The sequence below is a fragment of the Borrelia puertoricensis genome, from assembly GCF_023035875.1.
In the GTDB taxonomy this organism is placed as follows: domain Bacteria; phylum Spirochaetota; class Spirochaetia; order Borreliales; family Borreliaceae; genus Borrelia; species Borrelia puertoricensis.
The window spans coordinates 131,007-151,316 of record NZ_CP075379.1 but is presented as its reverse complement, the minus strand read 5'-3'; the positions used below and the strand labels follow the sequence as shown (position 1 = coordinate 151,316).

Sequence of the window (20,310 nt, the reverse complement as noted above, 5' to 3'; positions counted from 1 at the left end):
AGTTTTGACGTAATATATGATTTTGTGTATAAAAATTTATGTTTTTTATGTTAAAATTTCTAACTAAGAGGTGTTGTAATGTCTTCTGGATTTTTTGTTCCAGGTGTGGATAATAAATATAATACTAAAGAAATCCGTGAATCGATGCTTAAACCTGATAAGGCCAAGATAGATTCATCTGTAAAAAAACTTGAAAACTTAGAGCAAGAGAAACGAGCTTGGCAAATGATTAATAAAAAGATCTCTACTTTAAATTCACTTGCAAGGCAAATTATGTCTCTTAATAGTCCTTTTAATTACATGTCAGGTAATTCTAGTAATAATGATATTCTCTCTTTATCTGCTCGTTATGGAGCTAAAAATGAAACTTATAAAATTGATGTTAATCAGATAGCAAGTTCTGATATTTTTTTATCTGCGAATTTTAAACAAAAGGATATTAGTATTCCTTCAGGAGATTATGTATTTTTAGTTGGTAATAAAGAGATTAAGATTAGGAATAATGGAGATATTGATTCTCTTGTAAAGGATATTAATAATCGAGGCAAGGAATTTTTATCTGCTAAAATTGTGAGAAGTGATAGTGATGGGAATAGTAGGTTGATTTTGCGGTCTTTAAAGGAAGGTGAGAACAATAAACTTATCATGAAAGGTGAGGCTTTAAAGCTTGCTAAACAGATAGGTATTTTAAGTGAGCTTACAACAAATTTTAGTCCTAATTTGACAGAAATCGTTAATAATCAACAAAGTAGTAGTAATAAAATTTTTCTTGATAAGGATGATATTGTATTAGAGCCTCTCTCAGAGATTTCAATAAGTATTCCAGAGAATATTGAGGTTAGTAGTAGAAGTAAAATTAAATTTGAAATTAAATATTATGATTCAGATGATAAAGGTATTTTAAAAGAGATTGTTTTTAATCCTGGAGATGCTACATTTGAGGGTGCTAAGGTTGAGGGTGAAGATAGTATAATTAATCTTGAATCTGATCATAAACTTCCTTTGAAAGAGAGAAAGTATATTCAGATTAATATGATTAAAATTCATAGTGGTACAAATTCTTTGGAGTTGCCCCCAATAAATGTTGCAAGTGATTTTGAAAAAGTCGAGGTTGAAATTGGTTCACTTTTGGATTTAAAAGAGATCAATATCGAAAATAAAGTTAATAATAAGGTTTTTGTTATTCGCAATATTGAGATCTTTGATCCAAAGAATAGAGATGGGTTCTTGCCAATAAATGCCAAGAGCTTTGCAGAAAATGCAAAGGTGAAGTTTGATGGAGTTGATGTTGAGCGTGATTCGAATACCGTTAATGATTTAATTCCGAATGTTACATTGAATTTAAAACAAGCATCGGATGATACTATTGTTGTTCGAGTTGAGCCTGATTATGAGGGAATTAAAAAACTTTTATTAGATTTTTTGGTAGCTTATAATCAGGTTCTTGCTGAAATTAATATTGTAAGTTCAAATGAGAGTAATTTGGAAGGTCAAAAATCGGATGTACTTGAAGAATGGTCCTATTTCAGTGATGAAGAGAGGGAAGAAGCTTATAAAAATTTGGGAATCCTTAGGGCAGAGCTTGCATTAAAAAATCTTAGATCAAGATTAGAATTAATCATGTTTAATGCATATAGGACTAATGATCCTAATTTTTCAATTATCAATCAAATAGGGGTGTTTACTAATTCTATGTCTTCATCGGGGGGGCTTTCGCGTTATTTAGGGCTTGACGAGAAAAAATTTAATGAGATAATACAAAGCAATATTAATTCAGTCAAGGAACTTTTTGCAGTTGATTTTAATGATGACCGCATTTATGATGATGGACTTGCTAAGATGCTTGGCGATTATCTATCTCCTTTGATAAGTTCTGGAGGATTTATTTATAATAAGATCAGAGATTATGATCTCAAAATTCCCAATCAGAAAAATGTTGTTGAAGATTATAAAAAGAAGTATGAGGAAAGAGAACAGAAGGTTGAAGGAGAACTTAATACTTTGGATTTTACTGTAAAGCGTATGAAGGAGCAAGAGGAAATCCTTAAGTCTTTGAATCTACAGAGGCAAAACAGATAACAAATTTAAATTAATATTGTATTTATTTTTTTCTTGTTTTTGTGATATCCTTTTAAAAAGACAAATGGATTTGTCTAAAATATCAAAAAATTATATTAATTTGTCACGGAGGAAATGATATATGATCATAAATCATAATACGTCAGCTATAAATGCTTCAAGGAATAATAGCATTAATGCTGCTAATCTTAGCAAAACTCAAGAAAAACTTTCTAGTGGGCATAGAATTAATCGTGCATCTGATGATGCTGCTGGAATGGGTGTTGCAGGAAAGATTAATGCTCAAATTAGAGGATTATCTCAGGCTTCTAGAAATACTTCAAAGGCTATAAATTTTATTCAAACAACAGAAGGGAATTTAAATGAAGTAGAGAAAGTATTAGTAAGAATGAAAGAACTTGCTGTTCAGTCTGGTAATGGTACATATTCAGATGCAGACAGAGGTTCTATTCAAATTGAAGTTGAGCAACTTACAGATGAAATCAACAGAATTGCTGATCAAGCTCAGTACAACCAAATGCATATGTTGTCCAACAAATCAGCTGCTCAAAATATAAAAACAGCTGAAGAGCTTGGAATGCAACCTGCAAAAATTAACACACCAGCATCATTAGCTGGATCACAAGCTTCATGGACATTAAGAGTACATGTGGGTGCAAATCAGGATGAAGCAATTGCTGTTAATATTTATGCAGCTAATGTTGCAAACCTTTTTGCAGGTGAAGGTGCTCAGGTTGCTCCAGCTCAGGAAGGTGCACAACAAGAGGGAGTTCAGGCTGCTCCAGCACCAGCAGCAGCTCCAGCTCAAGGTGGAGTTAATTCTCCAGTTAATGTTACAACTACTGTTGATGCTAATATGTCACTTTCAAAGATAGAAAATGCTATTAGAATGGTAAGTGATCAAAGAGCAAATCTTGGTGCTTTCCAGAACAGACTTGAGTCTATTAAGGCTAGCACAGAATATGCTATTGAAAACTTAAAATCATCTTATGCTCAAATTAAAGATGCAACAATGACAGATGAAATTGTTGCATCTACAACTAACAGCATTTTGACACAATCCGCAATGGCTATGATTGCACAAGCAAATCAAGTTCCTCAGTATGTATTATCATTGCTTAGATAAATTTGATTTTTCAATAAGGGTCTCTTAAAAGACCCTTATTTTTATTTGTGTCAATCAAGATTCTGATATTTTAGTATAATTAATATTGATTTATATAGAATTATAATGTTTTTACATTAGGAGTTTGCTTTGTCTAAGGTTAGTGTTAAAGTCAGGAACCTTTATAAAACATTTTCTTATAATAAAAATAAAAAACAAATAGTTAAGGCTATAAAGAGTTATGAGAGTGGTAAAGATAGATCTGACATTTACAAAGAATCTTCTGTTTTTATTGCAAATGCAAATATCAGTCTTGATGTTTATGAGAATGAAATTTTAGTTATTATGGGTATGTCAGGTTGTGGTAAATCTACTTTTGTTAGATGTTTGAATGGTATACACAAAGTTGATTCTGGGTCTATTTTAGTGGATAATATAGAAATGAATGATATTAATCAAAAAGCACTCTCTGCTTTAAGAAAAGATAAATTTGCCATGGTTTTTCAGAATTTTGGACTTTTCCCACATATGAATGTTTTAAGGAATGTGACTTATGGACTTGAAGTTAAGAATGTTCCTAAAAAAATTAGGATTCAAAGAGCCCTTGATATTTTAAAACTTGTAGGTCTTGAAGGTTTTGAATATAAATATATAAATGAGCTTTCAGGTGGAATGAAACAGAGAGTAGGCATAGCACGAGCTTTAGTGGTTAACCCTGATATCCTTTTAATGGATGAGGCTTTTTCAGCTCTTGATCCTTTAATTAGAGGAGAAATGCAATGTGAGCTTTTAAGGTTGGTAGACAAATTAAAAAAGACGGTTGTATTTATTACTCATGATTTGATTGAAGCTTTTAAATTGGGAAATAGAATTGCTTTTATGAAGGATGGTGAGATTGTTCAGGTGGGTAGGCCTTTAGAAATATTAAGGGATCCCAAAACAGATTTTATAGCTAATTTTATTAAAAATCTTCCCGTTTTAAATATTTTAAAAATTAAGGATATTATTAAAATAGATTTTATTCTTAATGGTGATGCTGATAAATGTAATGTTATTCTTGAGAAAGAGAATAATAATTTTAATTTATATGATTTGTCTGTTAATAAAAAATGTAATAATCTTATTTCTTTAAATTTAGGTTTGGATGATGAGATCAAAAGTGTTGTTAAGTATTTAAATAAGTTGGATTATTTGATTATAAAAGGTGAACAAGATGATATTATTGGATACATTGATTTAGGGGAGATTGCTAGTTTGTTGGCGAGATAGTTATTTATGAATAGAGATTTTATAGTTGCTAATATAGATAAGGCTTTTAATTTTTTAGTTGACAATTTTTCGGATTCTAACGGTATAGGGTTTGCGAAAATCGTAATTTTTTTTTATGATAATTTGAAAAAGTTGTTTCTTTTAATTAATCCTGTTTTTTTTATTATTCTAATTTGTGTTTTAAGCTTTTTATTTTTAAAGAAAAGATTAGCTCTTTTGATTATGTTAGGTTTTTGCTTTATTTTGTATTTTAATCTTTGGGAAGTTTCAATGGATACGATATCAATTATTTTTGTGTCTGTGTTCTTTTCGGTAATTTGGGGAATTTTAATAGGTATTTTAGGTGGATATTATTCAAAATTTTATGTATTTTTAAAACCATTGCTTGATTTAATGCAAGCAATGCCCCCATTTATTTATTTAATACCAGCTATACCTTTTTTTGGTATGGGTACATCTTCAGCTATTTTTGCTACGATAATTTTTGCAATGCCTCCAGTTATTAGATATACAAGACTAGGGATTATTCAAGTTTCAGGGGAAGTCATTGAGGCAGCAAAATCTTTTGGAAGTAGTAATATTCGTATTCTTTTTCAGATTCAGTTGCCATTAGCTCTTCAAAGCATAATAGAGGGAATTAATCAGTCAATAATGATGGCAATATCTATGATAGTAATCGCGGCAATGGTTGGTTCATCAGGACTTGGTAGAACTGTAATATATTCTGTTGAGAGATTGCATTTTGGTGAGGGCTTAATATCTGGATTAGCTGTTGTAGTAATAGCTATTATTTTAGATAGAATTATGCAGGCTATTTTTATCAAGTTTAGTTACTTAAATACTGATAATTATGGAGTGAAAAAAGAAAATAAGTTTAAAAGATTTTTTGAAATGTATAATAAATAATATTTTATTTTTATATTTTATTTTTGTGTAGTAGTGGGAGAATTGATCTATGAAAGGTTTATTGATATCTGTTTTTATAAGTTTTATTTTAATTTTGTTTTCTTGTGATAAGAATGATAATTCTAAGGATAGTGGCTTTAAAAGTGTAAAATCAGTCAAGATTGCATATGTTAATTGGATAGGAGAAACGGTTGCTACCAATATTATGAAAGTTGTTTTTGAGAAAATAGGATATAATGTGGAGATATTACCTGTTACAACATCTATAATGTATCAGTATTTAGCATCAGGGCAGGTAGATGGTATGGTATCTGCATGGGTGCCTACGGCCGATAAATTTTATTATGAAAAATTTAAAGATAAGTTTGTTGATCTTGGTGCTAATTATGAGGGAACATTACAAGGGTTTGTGGTGCCAAGTTATGTTACAATTTCAAGTATTTCTGAACTTAAGGGTAGAGGAGCTGAATTTAAAAATAAAATGGTAGGCATAGATGCTGGAGCGGGTACGCAGCTTTCTGTAGAAGGAACCCTCGAGCGTTATGGATTAGATAAAGAATATGAACTTATCTCTTCAAGTGAGAGTGTAATGCTTGCAAGTTTAGAATCTGCCATTAAGAAGCATGAGTGGATTTTAGTTCCTTTATGGAAGCCTCATTGGGCATTTACCAAATATGATATTAAATTTTTAGATGATCCTTTGTTGTCAATGGGAGGTCCTGAGAGTATTCATTCTCTTGTTAGAATTGGACTTAAAGATGCTGATCCCGATGCTTATTATTTGTTTGATAATTTTTATTGGGGTGATGAGTTGTTGTTATCTTTAATAGAGAAAAATTATAAGGAGCCTGGACAGGAATATAGAAATGCTGTTGAATTCGTTGATGTTCATAAAGAATATGTCAAAAATTGGGTTCCAGATAAATATAAAAATTTATTTAATTAATCTTGTTTTAAAGATTTTTAATGAATTTAATATTGGCTTTTCAGTTGGTAATGATTCAAAACCCCCTTTAAATAGAGCATTACATCTAAGCAGTCTTAATATAATTAAAATAAGAGCTGTTATGATGTTATATTTTTTGAGACATTCTAGTGCGTAATTTGAACAGCTGGGTTCATATATGCAGTGAAAACCAACAATTTTGGAAAGAGTGTTTTGATATATTTTGATTAATAAAATAAGTATCAAGTTGAATATTATAAAAAATTTTTTGAAAATATGCATGTGTGTAATAATATTACAATATTGTGCTACTATTATGTTAATTATTATCAGTATTGTTAAATTTAATATATTAAGACATAAGTATTTTGTTATATTTATAGGAGTAAATAATTAAGAGGTTAGTATTAATTTTTATTTTATCTTTTTCTTCTTATGCAGAAGTTATTAAAATATCTGTTGAAGATGCTATTCGTATGGCTTTAGAGAACAGTTTGGAATCTAGAGATGCTGAGTATAGAGAGAAGATAAAAAAATTATATAAAGATAATTCTTGGAATCTTTTGATCCCAAATTTAGGGTTTTCTTCAAATTTTTCAAGGCAAAACTCTTTTATGCCTAATTTAGAAGGGAGGGGACATTGGGGCTTGAATTTTGGTGTTGCTGCTGATCTTTCAGTATCCCCATCTATCGTTAATAACATTAGACTTACCTTTTTTAATTATGAGGCTGCTAAGATAGGCAGAGAAAAAGTCATTAAAAATATTAGGTTAAATGTTCTTAAAATGTATAATGAGCTTTTAGCCTTTAAAAGTATTTTAAAAGTGTTGGAAAGTCAGTTTGAAAATAGCAAACTTAAATTTGAGCAAGTAAAAATTTCTTATCATAATGGGCTTATTTCTGAGATAGATTATCTTGATGCTAAGCTTAAGCATATTAGATTTCAGCCTAGTTTAGATGAACAAATTATTAAGTTTGAAGAGACAAAAGGAAGATTTAAATTATTATTAGGATTGGATATCTTGCAAGATTTTGAGATTATAGGAGAATTATCAGATGAAATCTTAGACATTTCATTGTTTGATGAAGTCATAAATATTGATGGGTATTTAGAAGTTAGAGAGTTAAATAATTTAACTAAAATTATGAAAACTACTCTTGAGAGTCTTTGGCTAGATGCTTTTTTGCCAAGGTTTTCGTTCTCAGTTTCTTATAATCCTGGGAGCATTTCTTTTAGTGATGGTTTGAGTGGTTCATTTAAGCAAGGATTACATTTTTCTTTGGGTTTAACTTATAGCTTTACCGAAATTTTTCCATTTTCAAAAAGTTTTACAGAGATATGGGAACGAGATTATCGGTTAAAATTCTTAGAGAATCAAATTGAAAGTAAGATTCGTGAATTTGAATCTAATATTATTCAAAAACGCAAAAGTGTAAGACTATATAAGTCTATTTTAGATAACTCCAAGACAAATTTGGAGATGTCTAAGAAGAATTATCAAGTAGCTTTTGATGCCTTTAATGTGGGTACTATAGATCTTATTAAATTAAATGACATTGAAGCTTTCTATAAGCAGAGTGATTTACAATTTATACAAGATAAGCTAAATTATGCTAATGCAATACTTGAGTATAGAGATTTAATAAATAAGTTGGATTGATAAGGATTTTTTATGAATTCGATTTTTAATATGAGAGGTTGCTTTAAGTATTATTTGTTGTTTTTAATTTTATTATTTGTCCTTTCATGTAATGAGGGGACTGAGAGTGAACTACAAGGAGATATTAATACCAATAATACTACCAATGATTTTACTAATGAGCCTTATAGATTTCCAGTTGTTGCAATGAGAGTTCGGCAGGGTGCTTTGAGTAATTATATTTCTTTAAATGGCGATGTAGATACCAAAGTTAAAGTTGAGGTATTTCCCAATATTACAGGTAAAATAGTGTCTCTTAATATGAAACTTGGAACTTATGTAAAAAAGGGGCAAATTATTGCGACACTTGATCCTTCAAAACCAGGTTTTCTTTATTTAAAAAGTCCAGTAAGAGCCCCGATTTCTGGGTATGTTTTAGCTATTAATTACAAAATTGGAGAAACAGTTGAGACTCAAACAAGTATTGCGTTAATAGGTAGAATGGATGTAATTCAGATTAAAACTTATGTTTCTGAAAAATATATTTTAGATGTTAAAGTTGGCAATGATGCAATTATTGAGCTTGAATCTTATCCTAATGAAAAATTTAAAGCTAAGATTTCAGAAATATCTCCTGTTTTGGATTTTAAAAGTCGTTCTGTTGCAATATGTCTTGAACCTATAGGGGATAACACAAGAAAAATGATTATTGGTATGTTTGCCAAGGTCAAACTTATTACTAATCATTTAGAAAATGTGATTAAAATTCCAAGCAATGCTTTTGTTGAAAGGGAAGGTAAACTTTGTTTATTTAGATTAAATCCAGATACAAAAACAGTTGAAAGGGTGTTTCCTTTAATAAATTTTGAAATAGATAATATTATGTCTATTCGGGATGGTATTAATGAGGGTGATTTAGTTGTTATTGAAGGTATTTCATCTCTTTCTGATGGAGCTTATGTAGATGTAGTTGATATTCGAGATGGGCTTGATGTTGAAGACAATGTTTGATTTTTGAGGTTAAGTATGTTAGTAAAAAAAGTTGTTGGCAAACCAATAACAATGTTAATATTGTTTTCATTATTAATGATGCTTAGTATTTATACTTTTTCAAGATTAAAGATAGATTTGCTTCCCAACATTGGAGACAGTTATATCACTATTTCTACTCAGTATGCAGGAAGTTCGGCAAAAGAAGTGGAAGAAAAAGTAACAAGTATTCTAGAAAGTAATCTATCCTTAGTTAAGAACATAAAGACAATAACTAGTAGTTCTTTTAAGGGCCATAGCAGTATTAATCTTCAGTTTTATCATGGAACTAATTTAGATTTGGCTTTGAATGAAATAAGAGATGCACTTGAGATTTCAAAAAGAAGTTTACCAAAAGAAGCAAGCTTACCTAGGATTTATAGAGGAAGTTTAGGCTCTTCGCCAATAATATCGTTTGTTATGTATTCAGATAGACCGATCTTAGAACTTAAAAGGTATGCAGATAATGTTCTTAAGCCTAAGTTGGAAAGACTTAATGGGGTTGGACGTGTGCAAGTTATTGGAGGTGGAGATAAGCATATTTTAATTGAAGTGTCGCAAAATAGGTTAGAGGCATATGGACTTACTTTATCAGAAATAGTACCGTTTATTTCTTCTCAAAATGTTGAATTTTCGGTTGGTAACATGTTAGATAATGATTTGGAATATCAAGCACAAGTATCTGGAAGATTTAATTCAATTAAGGATTTGGAAAATGTGGTTATTGCTTATAGGAAACCAAGTATTTATTCTTTAGGTGATAATTCATTTGTTCAAGTTAGACTTAGAGATATTGCAAGTGTTAAGAGTGTTGCTCAAGATGTAGAGGATTATGTATATTATAATGATAAGCCTTCTATTGTGATATCTATACAAAAAGAGAGTGATGCAAATTCTGTTTTTGTTTCAGATGCAGTAAATGCAGAGGTTGAAAAAATCAAGCTTTCACTTCCAAAGGATATATTTTTAGACATTTCTTATGATGACGCTGAACACATCAAAAAGGCTATTTCTTCTGTTGCTAATTCAGCTTATTCTGGAGCAGTTCTTGCATTATGTATTATTTTTTTCTTTTTAAGGAGCTTTAGAGCGACAATTATTATTGGTATCACAATACCATTAGCGATTGTTATTACCTTTTGTTTAATGTATTTTGCAAATATTTCACTAAATGTTATGAGTCTATCAGGTCTTGCTTTGAGTGTTGGTATGCTTGTAGATTGTTCTATTGTTATAATGGAGAATATATATAAATATAGGCAGAAGGGTGCCAAGCTTATTTCATCTGCTATTCTTGGAACACAAGAAATGATGTTGCCGATTATGGCTGCAACCTTGACATCGATTTGTGTATTTGCTCCTATGCTTATTTTTAAGGCTGAATTGGGTGTTATTGGTGATTTTGTTAGGGATTTTGCTTTTACTATTGTAATATCTTTAGTAGCTTCTTTGTTTGTTGCAGTTTTCTTAGTACCTGTGCTTTCAAGTTATTATATTGGGCTTTATACTGCTTCTCAAAAGCCTATCAAAAATAAATTGATTAAAAGAATTGATGATTTTTTGTATGGTATTTATTTTGTTGGAGAGAGATTTTATGTTAAATTGCTAAACTATGTTTTAACTTGGAAATTAGCTTGTTTATTGATTATTTTCTTTAGTTTTATTTTAAGTTTAGTGTTATTTCCTCTTTTAAATGTATCTTTTCTTCCCTATGAACATTCTTCTTTAATTCGTTTTGATTTTAAATTTCCTCATAAGACAAGTTTGAAAATTTCAAAGTTTTATTCAGATAAAATTTTAGAGATTGTAAAAAGTGAAATTAAGGTTTATAAGAGTATCATTTCTGAAATAAATTCAAATGGTTTTACCTTTAATGTTGCATTTCCTTTAAAGGAAGAAGTTGATGGAGAATTCGTTGAGGATGAAGAGGATGTTCGATATAGAGTTTATAAACGTGTTGAGAGGCTTTATCCTGATTTTAATTCTAATACTTCTTCACGAGAAGGTACTTTTGGTGCGTCGCCTATTGAGATTAAAATTATTGCTTCGGATTTTGAGTATGCAAGAGAATATGGAGAATTTTTAGTTAGTCTTTTAAAGAAAAGATTCCCTAGTCTTGTCAATCCTAGACTTAATATACTAGAAGAGATGCAAATTGATATAGAAATAGATAGAGAAAAGGCCTATTCTTATGGAATTAATATGGAAACTCTCTCAAGAGAAATTAGGGCTAATATTGGTGGAATTTCAGCAGGAAATTATATTGAAGGTGGAGTGAGTTATGATATTTTGCTTAGGCTTGATAGAGGCAATATTGCTAGCTTTAAAGATTTAGATAAAATATCTATTTTAAATGCATCTGGTGTTCAAATTCCCTTTTCTTCAATAGTTAGGCTTAAGAAAACAAAAGGAATTGGTGAGATTTCCAGAGAAGATCAGTCTTTAGTAGTAAAGCTTACAGCAGGTATTGCTCCAGGTGAAAATTTAGCTTTAATTACAGCAAATGTAGTAGATTTTGTAACTAATAAGGTTCCTCAGAGAGATGGGGTGTTGGTTAAGTTTGGAGGAGAATACAGTGAGTTTACAAGTAGTATGCAGCATTTTGGGGTGATAATGTTTATGGCTGTCTTGCTTGTGTTTGGAGTAATGGCAGCACAATTTGAATCTCTCTTAAAGCCATTCGTTATTCTCTTTACAATACCATTAACCTTAATAGGTGTTGTACTGTTTTATTTTATATCTGGAGAAAAGGTTTCTGTTTTTACTGCTATTGGTATGCTTATGCTTATTGGTGTTGTTGTTAATACGGGTATTGTATTGGTAGATTATATTAATTTGTTGCTTAAGAGGGGCTTTAATCTTAGAGATGCAGTGCTTGAGGCAGGTCGCTCCAGGTTTAGGCCAATTTTGATGTCTGCTTTAACATCAATAATAGGACTCTTTCCACTTGCATTCTCAAGTTCAAGTGAGAGTGATCTTGTAAAACCAATTGCTTTTACTTTTATTGGTGGAATGGTTGCTAGTACATTTTTGACTTTACTTTTTATTCCTATTATTTTTGAAATTTTTTATAAACTTTCTATGAAAGCTTTTATTTCTTTTAAGTCAGGGATTTCTGTTGACAAAATTGAGCTTAAGAGAAGAAGTAGGGGGGGCTCAAATAAAATATAAATGCAAATAGTATTGATATTTCTAAAAGTAATATTAGGGAATGTAATATTGATGGTAGTTCGAATGATGTTTTATTGACGAGGATTAAGATTAGGAGGGTATGTGTACAGAGCAGAAATAATCTCTAATCTATCTTTAGAGCTTGATATTCATGAACATATGCATAGGATAGAAAAAGATTTAGGTGAATGTATATATTATTCTAAGATATATAATGTTCAAGGAAAAGGGAAAACAGGTGAGAAGCAAGGTAATGAAATTTGGCCTGAAGAAAATTTTATTCTTGTGGTTTATACTGATAATTTATTTGTTATAGAAAAATTAAGAAATGCTGTTGAGATCTTGGATCAAGAGTATCCTACTGAAGGAATTAAATTTTTTGTTATAGGTAACTAAATCTCTATTTATTTTTGGTAATACATGTTTTATTTTATAAAACTTTTTGTCTATTGACAAATTTAAGCTAATGAAAATTGAATTATGATTTTGTTGTTTAAGGTGTTATAATTTATTTATAATATTCGTTATTGTAGTAGGGTCTTATGTCAATAGTAAAAAACTTTTTTGAAATTGCTAAAAAACGTGGCAATGGAGTTGCACAAATATATAGAAGTAACAAAGATTATTTCAAGGTTACTTATGAAGATTTAAAAAATAATGTGTTAAAATTTGCAGCATTTTTAAAAAAGATGGGTTTGGGATATCAGGATAAAGTGTTTGTTTGTTCTGAGAATAGGATTGAATGGAGTGTTATAGATTTTGCGATTTTGGCTTTGGGTGCTGTAGATGTTCCAAAAGGAGCTGATGTTATCCTTTCGGAAGCCGAAGTGATTATTAATAATGTGCTTCCCAATATAATAATAGTGGAAAATTTAAATCTTCTTGATTTGGTTGTTCAGATCGACTTTAAAGTTGACCCTATAATTGTTATTATTGATGACTTAGATGAAAAAGATAAAATACAGTTTGGTAATTTTAAAATTTATACTTATAAAGAGTGCATTTCAATTGGAGATAAGTCAAGGCGAGATGAAGAGATTATTGAAATTTTGAGTAATATTGATCCTGATGATATGGCAACAATAATATATACTTCTGGTACTACAGGGAATCCTAAAGGAGTAATGCTTTCTCATGCTAATTTTCTTTATCAGGTGTCTAGTTTTAGTCGAATGATTAATACTAGTGAGGGACAAATATTTATGTGTATTTTGCCAATTTGGCATTCATTTCAAAGGTCATTTTCTTATAATATTTTTCTTAAAGGTATGACTTGTTTATTTTCAAGTATTGTTCCAAGAAACATGCTTGATGATATGAAAAATATAAATCCTCATTATATTGCAGCCGTGCCTAGGCTTTGGATTGCAATAAGGCAAAATATCTTTAAAGAGGTTGCCAAGAAACCATTTTTGTCAAAATTGTTATTTAAGATTTTTGTTAAATCAGCATGTTTAAATGATATCTGTTATAGAATAATTTTAGGATTATATCCTGATAATGGATTTGATTTTTTATTTCCTATGAAAAAGATCTTAGGGCTTTTGGGTCTGATTTTTTTATTTCCTCTTAGAGTGTTGGGAGATTTAATTATCTTTAAAAAGATAAAGAAAATTTTAGGCAATAATTTTGTTGTTGGGGTCACTGGTGGGGGTAGTATGTCTTTATCTGTTGTTAGGTTTTTTAACTCAATTGGGATTGAGCTTGCGAATGCTTATGGATTAACAGAAGCATCTCCTGGTATTGCGTCTAATGAACATGAAAAGATAATGATTGGTACTTGTGGTAGGATATTGCCTGGAACTATTGCTGAGATTAGGGATGAGAATGGCAATAAGCTTAAAACACCAGGCAAGGGAATTTTATTTATTAAAGGTCCTCAGGTTATGATTGGATATTATCAAGATGAAGATGCTACAAGACAGGTTATTGGAGCTGATGGATTTTTGAATACGGGTGATATTGTTAAGTTATCAAAGGATAATGTTGTTCAGATCATAGGACGAGAAAAAGATACTATTGTTTTAAATAATGGAGAGAATATTGAGCCTGCTCCAATTGAAATTAAGCTTGAAGAATCTTTACTCATTGAAAAGGCTGTTGTTGTGGGTCAAGATCAAAAATTTTTAGGTGCATTGATTCTTCCTAATTTTGAAGAGATAAATAAATATTTAGAAAGCATGGGTCAAAAAATTCTTGATGCTCACAATAGGCAGCAGATTATTGCAAATAATATTGTTCTTAAAGCTATTAATGATGAGATAAAAAAGCTTATTAATAGAGCCAATGGATTTAAGCCTTTTGAGCAAATATTGAAATTTGTTCTTTTAGAAAAACCGTTTGAAGTAGGTAAAGAAATGTCTATTAAGATGGATGTTAAGCGTAATTATATTTTAAGTTTTTATAAAAATGAGATAAAGAGTTTATTTTCTTGAATTATTTTAAGATTATTTCAAGTTCGTCTATATATTTTAATTTTGTATTAGGTGGTTTAGATTGTTTGTATACAAAGCCATTTCCTTTTATGTTGATTTTTATGTTTGTATAGTTTTTTAAGATTTTCATTAAATCTCTTTTTGAGAGTCCTGTAAAGTTTGGCAGTGTTTCTGTTTTTTCATATTTTATTATAGGTTTTGGTATGCTAATTTTTGAAGAAATTTTGATTTCATTGTATTCATTTTTATTATTGCGATGTTCAATCAATTCTATTATTTCTTTTGCCATTGGTGCAGCAATTCTTGTTCCATATATTATCTTTTTAGGATATCTGTATACAATATATATAATGTATTGCGGATCTTCTGTAGGATATATTACTAGTATTGAGGACGTATAATCTTCGTCCGAGTATTTACCTGTGTTTTTATCAATTACTTGTGAAGTTCCACTTTTTGCTGAAATGCTTAAGTTTTTCATCTTTAGTTTTGGAATTCCTCCTTTGTTTACGACTTCTCTCATCATTTTTAGAACTTCTTTTGCTGTGTAATTAGATATTACTTTTTTAATTTCTTCTTTTTGAAATTCTTGAATTGTATTTTCCATTTCGTTGCTTATTCTTTTTATGATTTTGGGTTTTAACATAATTCCTTCATTACTTAATGCGCTAGCAGCTTGTAATATTTGAATGGCAGATACTCCTATTTCTTGTCCAAATCCAATTGTGGCTTTACTTCGTCCAGACCATTTTGAATGGTGGGTTAATAGACCTTTTGTTTCTCCGGGAAAAGGGAATCCTACTCTTTTTCCAAAACCAAAGTCTGTTAGTTTATTATGGAAATATTCGTTACTTACTTTGTCTGTAATGTGTGCTATTCCTACATTTGATGAGTAGATTAAAATTCCACTGGAATCAATATAGCCATAAGGAGGATTTAGAGTTTTAATTGTAACTACTTCTCCTGATTTAAATTTTTTTTGGTATATACCGTTATCTAAGAATTTTTCATTTGATTTTAATAATCCACTGTCTAATAGAATGGCTACTGTAAAAATTTTATTAATACTTCCAGGTTCATAGGTTAGGGATGTGGCAAAATTGTTCCATATTTCTTTAGGATATTTTGCATAGTAATTAGCATCATATTGTGGAAATTGAAGCATTGATAAAATTTCTCCATTCTTAGCATTCATTACTATGGCAATCATATTTTCAGGTTTATTTTCTTTAAAGTGTTTTTGAGCTATTTGGTTTATGCTCTTTTGAAGATCTATGTCTATTGTCAGATATATGTTATTTGTATTTACTTTTTCATTTATAGATTTTTGTTTTGTAAAATCTTCATTCAATATGGTGTTTAGAGAAAGTTCAATGCCTGTAAGTCCAATATTATCAGTTCCTACAAATCCTGTAATATTGCTAGTTAATTCTTTAAATGGATAAATTCTTGTGTAGTCTGGATAAAGTATAATGTCTTTTAATCTTCCTTCTGACTGAATTCTTTTAATTAGTTCAGATTCTTCTCTTGTTATTTTTCTTTTTATATATATGAATCCTTTTTTCAAAGACAGTTTTTTTTTAAGTATTTGAGGATCAATTTTCAATATTGCACCAAGAGTTTCTGATGTGTTTACAATATTTTTTATTTTGTTTGGATCCGTTCCGACCGAATGTGATTTTGAAGAGAAGGCTATGATTTTACCATTTCTATCATATATGTTGCCTCTTCTTGAGATATGGTTTATATTTTGAGAAAAATGTTGTATGTTTTTTGAGGACATTAGCACAAAATATTTATAAATGGTTAACAGCGTTATTATTAGGAAAATTGTGAGGACTATATTTAATCTTAAGCTGCTAGCAAATTTTTTATGCATTAAATATTTAGATGCTCCTTAATTATAGTAAATATTTTACAGTTGATGATTTTAGTATTAGTGTTTGATTAATTTTTTTTCATATTTATAATATTATATTATGAAAAAATTAAATTTGAAATTAATAGAGGTTTAAATATAGTGGATATTAGAACTTTAAAGGGTTTTAGAGATTACTTGCCAAAAGAAGCGTTAATTCGTACTCATATTATAAAACAAATATATAGTGTTCTTGTTTCGTATAATTTTGATTTAATAGATACTCCTATTCTTGAGTATTCTGAATTTCTTTTAAGAAAAAGCGGGGATGAGGTAGAAAAACAAACTTATCGTTTTAAAGATAACGGGGATAGAGATGTTTCTATGCGTTTTGATTTAACGGTTCCTTTTGCAAGATTTATGGCTTCTAATAGAGCTAAGCTTAAATTCCCTTTCAGGAGATCTCAGATAGGCAAGGTATTTAGAGGTGAGAATACTCAGAGGGGTAGATATAGAGAATTTATGCAATTTGATTTTGATATAGTAGGTGAGGATACTTTTCGTAGTGATGCTGAAATTTTATCTATTGTTTATTGTGGACTTGAAGAGATTTTTTTAAATTTCATAGAAGGTATTAATAGAAAGTTTGTTATTCATTTTTCTCACATTGGTATATTGAATGCTTATATTGATAAGTTGGGATTAAAGGATAAAGCCGCTTTTATTTTAAGGAATATAGATAAATTAGATAAAATGGGGATTGAAAGTGTTAGAGAAAATTTGCTTGTACAGATAAACGAATCTCATGTTGATTTGATATTGGAGTTTATAAATTTAGAAGGGACTTTTTGGGATAAACTGGAGACCTTAAAAGGTATTTTAGAGAACAATGATGCTGTTAAGAGGATTGAGGATATTTTTGTACATTTGAGTGCATTGGGAATTCAAGATGCATTTAATTTTAATCTTAAGATAGTTCGTGGGCTTGATTATTATACCGGGCTTGTATTTGAGGCTACGATGATAGGCATTAATATGGGGAGTATTTGTAGTGGTGGAAGGTATGATAATCTATTATCTTTATTTTCTAGCTCTTTGCAAAAAGTTTCAGGGGTTGGGGGATCTTTTGGTATAGATAGAATTCAAGATATAATTGAAATTGAGAAATTTAATTATATCAAGTTGTTTGTGGTTAAGGCCAGTTCTAGAGTATTAATTGTTAATATAGACGATAGTTTACAAGATTATTATTATAAACTTGCGGATAAATTTAGAAGACATGATTATTCGAAGATAAATAATATTGCTTGTGAAGTATATCCTAAGAGTAAAGAGGGTAAAAATATTAAGGTACAAATAGAATATGCTCTTAATAAGGCTATAAGATTTTTAATTTTTGTAGGTCAAGATGAATATAGAGAAAATAAGTTGAAAGTGAGAGACTTGACTAAAAAGGAAGAATTGTTGTTGTCTTTTGATGAAGCTATAAAATTTATTAAGGGTAATGACAAATTTTTATGCACACCTTTTTAACTTAAAGCTATTTAAGCTTTAATACCTTTGATTCCTTATTAAGTATTAGTTTTTTTGTTTTTCTATCTTGCGTATCGTAATTGCATTTAGGGTTAATATGTTTGTGTTATAGTCATAGTCTATTTGTCCTAGTATTTCAACGTAATCTTTAAAATTGATATCAATATCAAAGGTTGTTTTTGTTGTTATAATGCCTTCAAGAGCATTTTTATTATATCCTACGTAAAAGTCAAAGTAAGTTATGTTGTCTTTCTTTTCAATATTGTTTGCAATTCCTTCCCATTTGACATATACATTTGAGTAAATTAATGGATTTTTTTTGATTTCTTTTAGAACTAAATAATCGTCGAATGTGATAAAATTAGGCCTTGAGATAAAACTTGCAAGATTTTTAGCTTTAAGTTTAATTGATTCTGATGCATTTGAATTTAATATTTTATTTATTTCAATTCTTGCAAAATTATCTTTGCCTTGCTTTAGGTGAGTTTTTATTTTTTGAAATGAATTTCTGATTTCAGTTTCAGTAAGTATAAATACAAATTGTCCTTCATGGTTTTCAATTTTTTCTTTGTCATTTATTTTAATATCATCAATGTATGCCGCAATATTGTTAATAGCTTTTTTCTCTTTTACTTTAGAGTTATTTAATGTCAGCTTAATTGTTCCTTTTGAATGTATGAGTAAGAATATTGCTGTCAATAAGAATGCAAGACTTGCTATTGTTAGTAATGTTCTTGTTAATTTAGATAAATTTTGTCCCGTTGCTACTTTGATTTCTGGAAATAGCTTGGTATATATTTTGTTTTTATTAAGGAATAGTGCTCCTTGAATAGGATTTTTTCTAATGGTTTCTAGGGAGAATTCTGATCGTTGTATTTCTTGATTCTCTTCTATCATTTTAAGCCATATTTGTATAGCCTTATCTTCTTTGCCTTGAGCTGCTAATAGTATTGCGATTGATTGCTTTACATCTGGTTCTGTTGGATTTAAAGTGTAAGCTTTCTTTAGATATGTTTGAGCAGTTCCTAAATTTCCCATTCGAAGATAAGACATTCCTAAAATGTAATGATAAAAATAGTAATTTTTATAAATGAAAATTTCCTTTTCTAAAAGTTTTACTACGTCTGAATATTTGTGAGAGTTATAATAATTAATAGATTTATTAATAAGTTTATTAGGTTCCATTGCCATAAAGTTGAAGTTACCCTCATGATATTATTTTTTATGTTTTATATATAAATTTTATCTTAAAAAAATAATAAATAAAATATTGTTTTTTGTTTTAAAAAGACCGGTTTGACTAAAAATTTATTAATGTTATAATTATATAAGCTCGTTTGGGATTTATACATATTTTAAAGTGGTAGGAATGTGTCATCAGAAAAAATCGCGGAATTAATCAAAGATATTTATTTAAGCTTCAGAAAAGGTGATTTTAAGACAGCTTTAATGAAATCAGAAGAAGCACATTCTTTTGATTTTGATAATATTGAGATTTTAACTGCTTTAAAAAGTTCTGTGTATTGGAATGGTCAAGTTGAGAGTCTTGATCGAATAGATAAAGACTATGAGAAAGCTGAGTTTTTAATAAGAGAATGGAATAATTTTGCTAGAAAATATTTAAAAAAGATGAATTTTGATTTTATTCAAGGTCGTAACTCAATTAAGTATTTTGTATTTCAATTGTGCTTAGAGATATATAAAAATATATATAATTTACAGCCAGAGAACTTAGATATTTTAATAAAAATTGCTAAGTCTTACAAGGGAATGGGTAATTATGAGCGAGCCATAACTGTTTTTTTGCAGATTTTAGGAGATGCAAAAGATAATGCAGATGTAGTTGCTGAACTTGCTGATTCTTATGCCCTTATTGATGAGATTAAGGAGTCTAAGGTATTATTTAGAGAGGCTTTTTTTATTAATCCCCAAAAGATAGATATAGATGCTCTTGAATCTGAGATGATACTTAAATTAATAGAAGCTATTAAGAGTGATAGAAATATTTCTGATACTCTTGTTAAGGAGTGGATACCTGTTTATGGAGCACTAAATGGTGTTTTTAATATAAAAAGAGAATTAAGACCTATTGAACTTGGTCATTTAAAGCAGTCTGTTTATAGTTTGCGTAATGAGCTTAAGGAGAAGTCTTATAGATCAATAAATGAGAGTATATTACTTCCAAGGCTTATTAATAAATATTTTTGGCTTATTGATCATTATGTAAGGATAAAAGAAGATCGTGTTCGGATTGATGAAATTTTATCTTATATTAAGGAAATAGATATAGGAATATATCAGCAATATGTTAATTAGATTGGTTTTTTAATAAAATTGGT

15 protein-coding genes are annotated in these 20,310 nt (G+C 29.4%); 12 read left to right on the top strand and 3 right to left on the bottom strand.

Annotation, left to right across the window (positions count from 1 at the left end):
• The first annotated feature begins 78 nt into the window (after positions 1-78).
• The 5 genes from fliD (at position 79) to bpuSUM_RS00715 (ending at position 6,305) form a co-directional block, all read left to right on the top strand.
• The gene (gene fliD, locus bpuSUM_RS00735; RefSeq protein WP_247065335.1) at positions 79-2,079 is read left to right on the top strand and encodes a flagellar filament capping protein FliD; all 2,001 of its coding nucleotides are present in this window, start codon (positions 79-81) and stop codon (positions 2,077-2,079) included.
• A gap of 121 nt (positions 2,080-2,200) precedes the next feature.
• Positions 2,201-3,205, top strand: a complete 1,005-nt coding sequence (locus tag bpuSUM_RS00730; RefSeq protein WP_247065333.1) for a flagellin N-terminal helical domain-containing protein — start codon at positions 2,201-2,203, stop codon at positions 3,203-3,205.
• A gap of 129 nt (positions 3,206-3,334) precedes the next feature.
• Positions 3,335-4,453, top strand: coding sequence for an ATP-binding cassette domain-containing protein (locus tag bpuSUM_RS00725; RefSeq protein WP_247065331.1), 1,119 nt, complete (start codon positions 3,335-3,337; stop codon positions 4,451-4,453).
• 6 nt (positions 4,454-4,459) lie between these two features.
• Entirely contained in the window at positions 4,460-5,359 is a 900-nt protein-coding gene (locus bpuSUM_RS00720; protein ID WP_247065329.1) for an ABC transporter permease, read from the top strand.
• A 49-nt stretch (positions 5,360-5,408) separates the two neighbouring features.
• On the top strand, positions 5,409-6,305 hold the full coding sequence (locus bpuSUM_RS00715) for a glycine betaine ABC transporter substrate-binding protein (protein WP_247065327.1): 897 nt from the start codon (positions 5,409-5,411) through the stop codon (positions 6,303-6,305).
• Here bpuSUM_RS00715 and yidD read toward each other — a convergent pair.
• On the bottom strand, positions 6,294-6,587 hold the full coding sequence (gene yidD / locus bpuSUM_RS00710) for a membrane protein insertion efficiency factor YidD (RefSeq protein ID WP_247065326.1): 294 nt from the start codon (positions 6,585-6,587) through the stop codon (positions 6,294-6,296). The genes bpuSUM_RS00715 and yidD overlap by 12 nt on opposite strands.
• Before the next feature lie 194 nt (positions 6,588-6,781).
• Here yidD and bpuSUM_RS00705 point away from each other — a divergent pair, with 194 nt between their 5' ends.
• From bpuSUM_RS00705 to bpuSUM_RS00685, 5 genes are all read left to right on the top strand, one after another.
• Positions 6,782-7,966, top strand: coding sequence for a TolC family protein (locus bpuSUM_RS00705; protein ID WP_430644640.1), 1,185 nt, complete (start codon positions 6,782-6,784; stop codon positions 7,964-7,966).
• 12 nt (positions 7,967-7,978) lie between these two features.
• A complete protein-coding gene (locus tag bpuSUM_RS00700; protein ID WP_247065324.1) occupies positions 7,979-8,956 on the top strand; it encodes an efflux RND transporter periplasmic adaptor subunit in 978 nt (325 codons plus the stop codon).
• A gap of 15 nt (positions 8,957-8,971) precedes the next feature.
• On the top strand, positions 8,972-12,145 hold the full coding sequence (locus tag bpuSUM_RS00695) for an efflux RND transporter permease subunit (protein ID WP_347343287.1): 3,174 nt from the start codon (positions 8,972-8,974) through the stop codon (positions 12,143-12,145).
• 102 nt (positions 12,146-12,247) lie between these two features.
• Positions 12,248-12,541, top strand: a complete 294-nt coding sequence (locus bpuSUM_RS00690; protein ID WP_247065322.1) for a PG0541 family transporter-associated protein — start codon at positions 12,248-12,250, stop codon at positions 12,539-12,541.
• A 146-nt stretch (positions 12,542-12,687) separates the two neighbouring features.
• The gene (locus tag bpuSUM_RS00685) at positions 12,688-14,580 is read left to right on the top strand and encodes an AMP-binding protein (RefSeq protein ID WP_247065320.1); all 1,893 of its coding nucleotides are present in this window, start codon (positions 12,688-12,690) and stop codon (positions 14,578-14,580) included.
• Between the two features lies 1 nt (position 14,581).
• Here the strand turns inward: bpuSUM_RS00685 and bpuSUM_RS00680 are convergent, their stop codons facing one another.
• Positions 14,582-16,459 carry a penicillin-binding protein gene (locus bpuSUM_RS00680; protein ID WP_247065319.1) on the bottom strand — a complete coding sequence of 626 codons (1,878 nt, stop codon included), beginning with the start codon at positions 16,457-16,459 and terminating at the stop codon, positions 14,582-14,584.
• Between the two features lie 141 nt (positions 16,460-16,600).
• Here bpuSUM_RS00680 and hisS point away from each other — a divergent pair, with 141 nt between their 5' ends.
• Positions 16,601-17,971 carry a histidine--tRNA ligase gene (gene hisS, locus bpuSUM_RS00675; protein ID WP_247065317.1) on the top strand — a complete coding sequence of 457 codons (1,371 nt, stop codon included), beginning with the start codon at positions 16,601-16,603 and terminating at the stop codon, positions 17,969-17,971.
• Between the two features lie 45 nt (positions 17,972-18,016).
• Here hisS and bpuSUM_RS00670 read toward each other — a convergent pair whose 3' ends face one another.
• A complete protein-coding gene (locus bpuSUM_RS00670; RefSeq protein ID WP_247066205.1) occupies positions 18,017-19,156 on the bottom strand; it encodes a tetratricopeptide repeat protein in 1,140 nt (379 codons plus the stop codon).
• A gap of 186 nt (positions 19,157-19,342) precedes the next feature.
• On the opposite strand from bpuSUM_RS00670, the gene bpuSUM_RS00665 reads away from it, so the two are divergent.
• Positions 19,343-20,287, top strand: a complete 945-nt coding sequence (locus bpuSUM_RS00665; RefSeq protein WP_247065315.1) for a tetratricopeptide repeat protein — start codon at positions 19,343-19,345, stop codon at positions 20,285-20,287.
• Positions 20,288-20,310: the final 23 nt, after the last annotated feature.

Excerpts from the sequence above, each read along its gene's own strand:
- fliD (WP_247065335.1), top strand. The coding sequence starts at position 79 with ATGTCTTCTGGATTTTTTGTTCCAGGTGTGGATAATAAATATAATACT.
- bpuSUM_RS00730 (WP_247065333.1), top strand. The coding sequence starts at position 2,201 with ATGATCATAAATCATAATACGTCAGCTATAAATGCTTCAAGGAATAAT.
- bpuSUM_RS00720 (WP_247065329.1), top strand. The coding sequence starts at position 4,460 with ATGAATAGAGATTTTATAGTTGCTAATATAGATAAGGCTTTTAATTTT.
- bpuSUM_RS00715 (WP_247065327.1), top strand. The coding sequence starts at position 5,409 with ATGAAAGGTTTATTGATATCTGTTTTTATAAGTTTTATTTTAATTTTG.
- yidD (WP_247065326.1), bottom strand. The coding sequence starts at position 6,587 with ATGCATATTTTCAAAAAATTTTTTATAATATTCAACTTGATACTTATT.
- bpuSUM_RS00705 (WP_430644640.1), top strand. The coding sequence starts at position 6,782 with ATGGCTTTAGAGAACAGTTTGGAATCTAGAGATGCTGAGTATAGAGAG.
- bpuSUM_RS00700 (WP_247065324.1), top strand. The coding sequence starts at position 7,979 with ATGAATTCGATTTTTAATATGAGAGGTTGCTTTAAGTATTATTTGTTG.
- bpuSUM_RS00695 (WP_347343287.1), top strand. The coding sequence starts at position 8,972 with ATGTTAGTAAAAAAAGTTGTTGGCAAACCAATAACAATGTTAATATTG.
- bpuSUM_RS00685 (WP_247065320.1), top strand. The coding sequence starts at position 12,688 with ATGTCAATAGTAAAAAACTTTTTTGAAATTGCTAAAAAACGTGGCAAT.
- bpuSUM_RS00680 (WP_247065319.1), bottom strand. The coding sequence starts at position 16,459 with ATGCATAAAAAATTTGCTAGCAGCTTAAGATTAAATATAGTCCTCACA.
- bpuSUM_RS00670 (WP_247066205.1), bottom strand. The coding sequence starts at position 19,156 with ATGGAACCTAATAAACTTATTAATAAATCTATTAATTATTATAACTCT.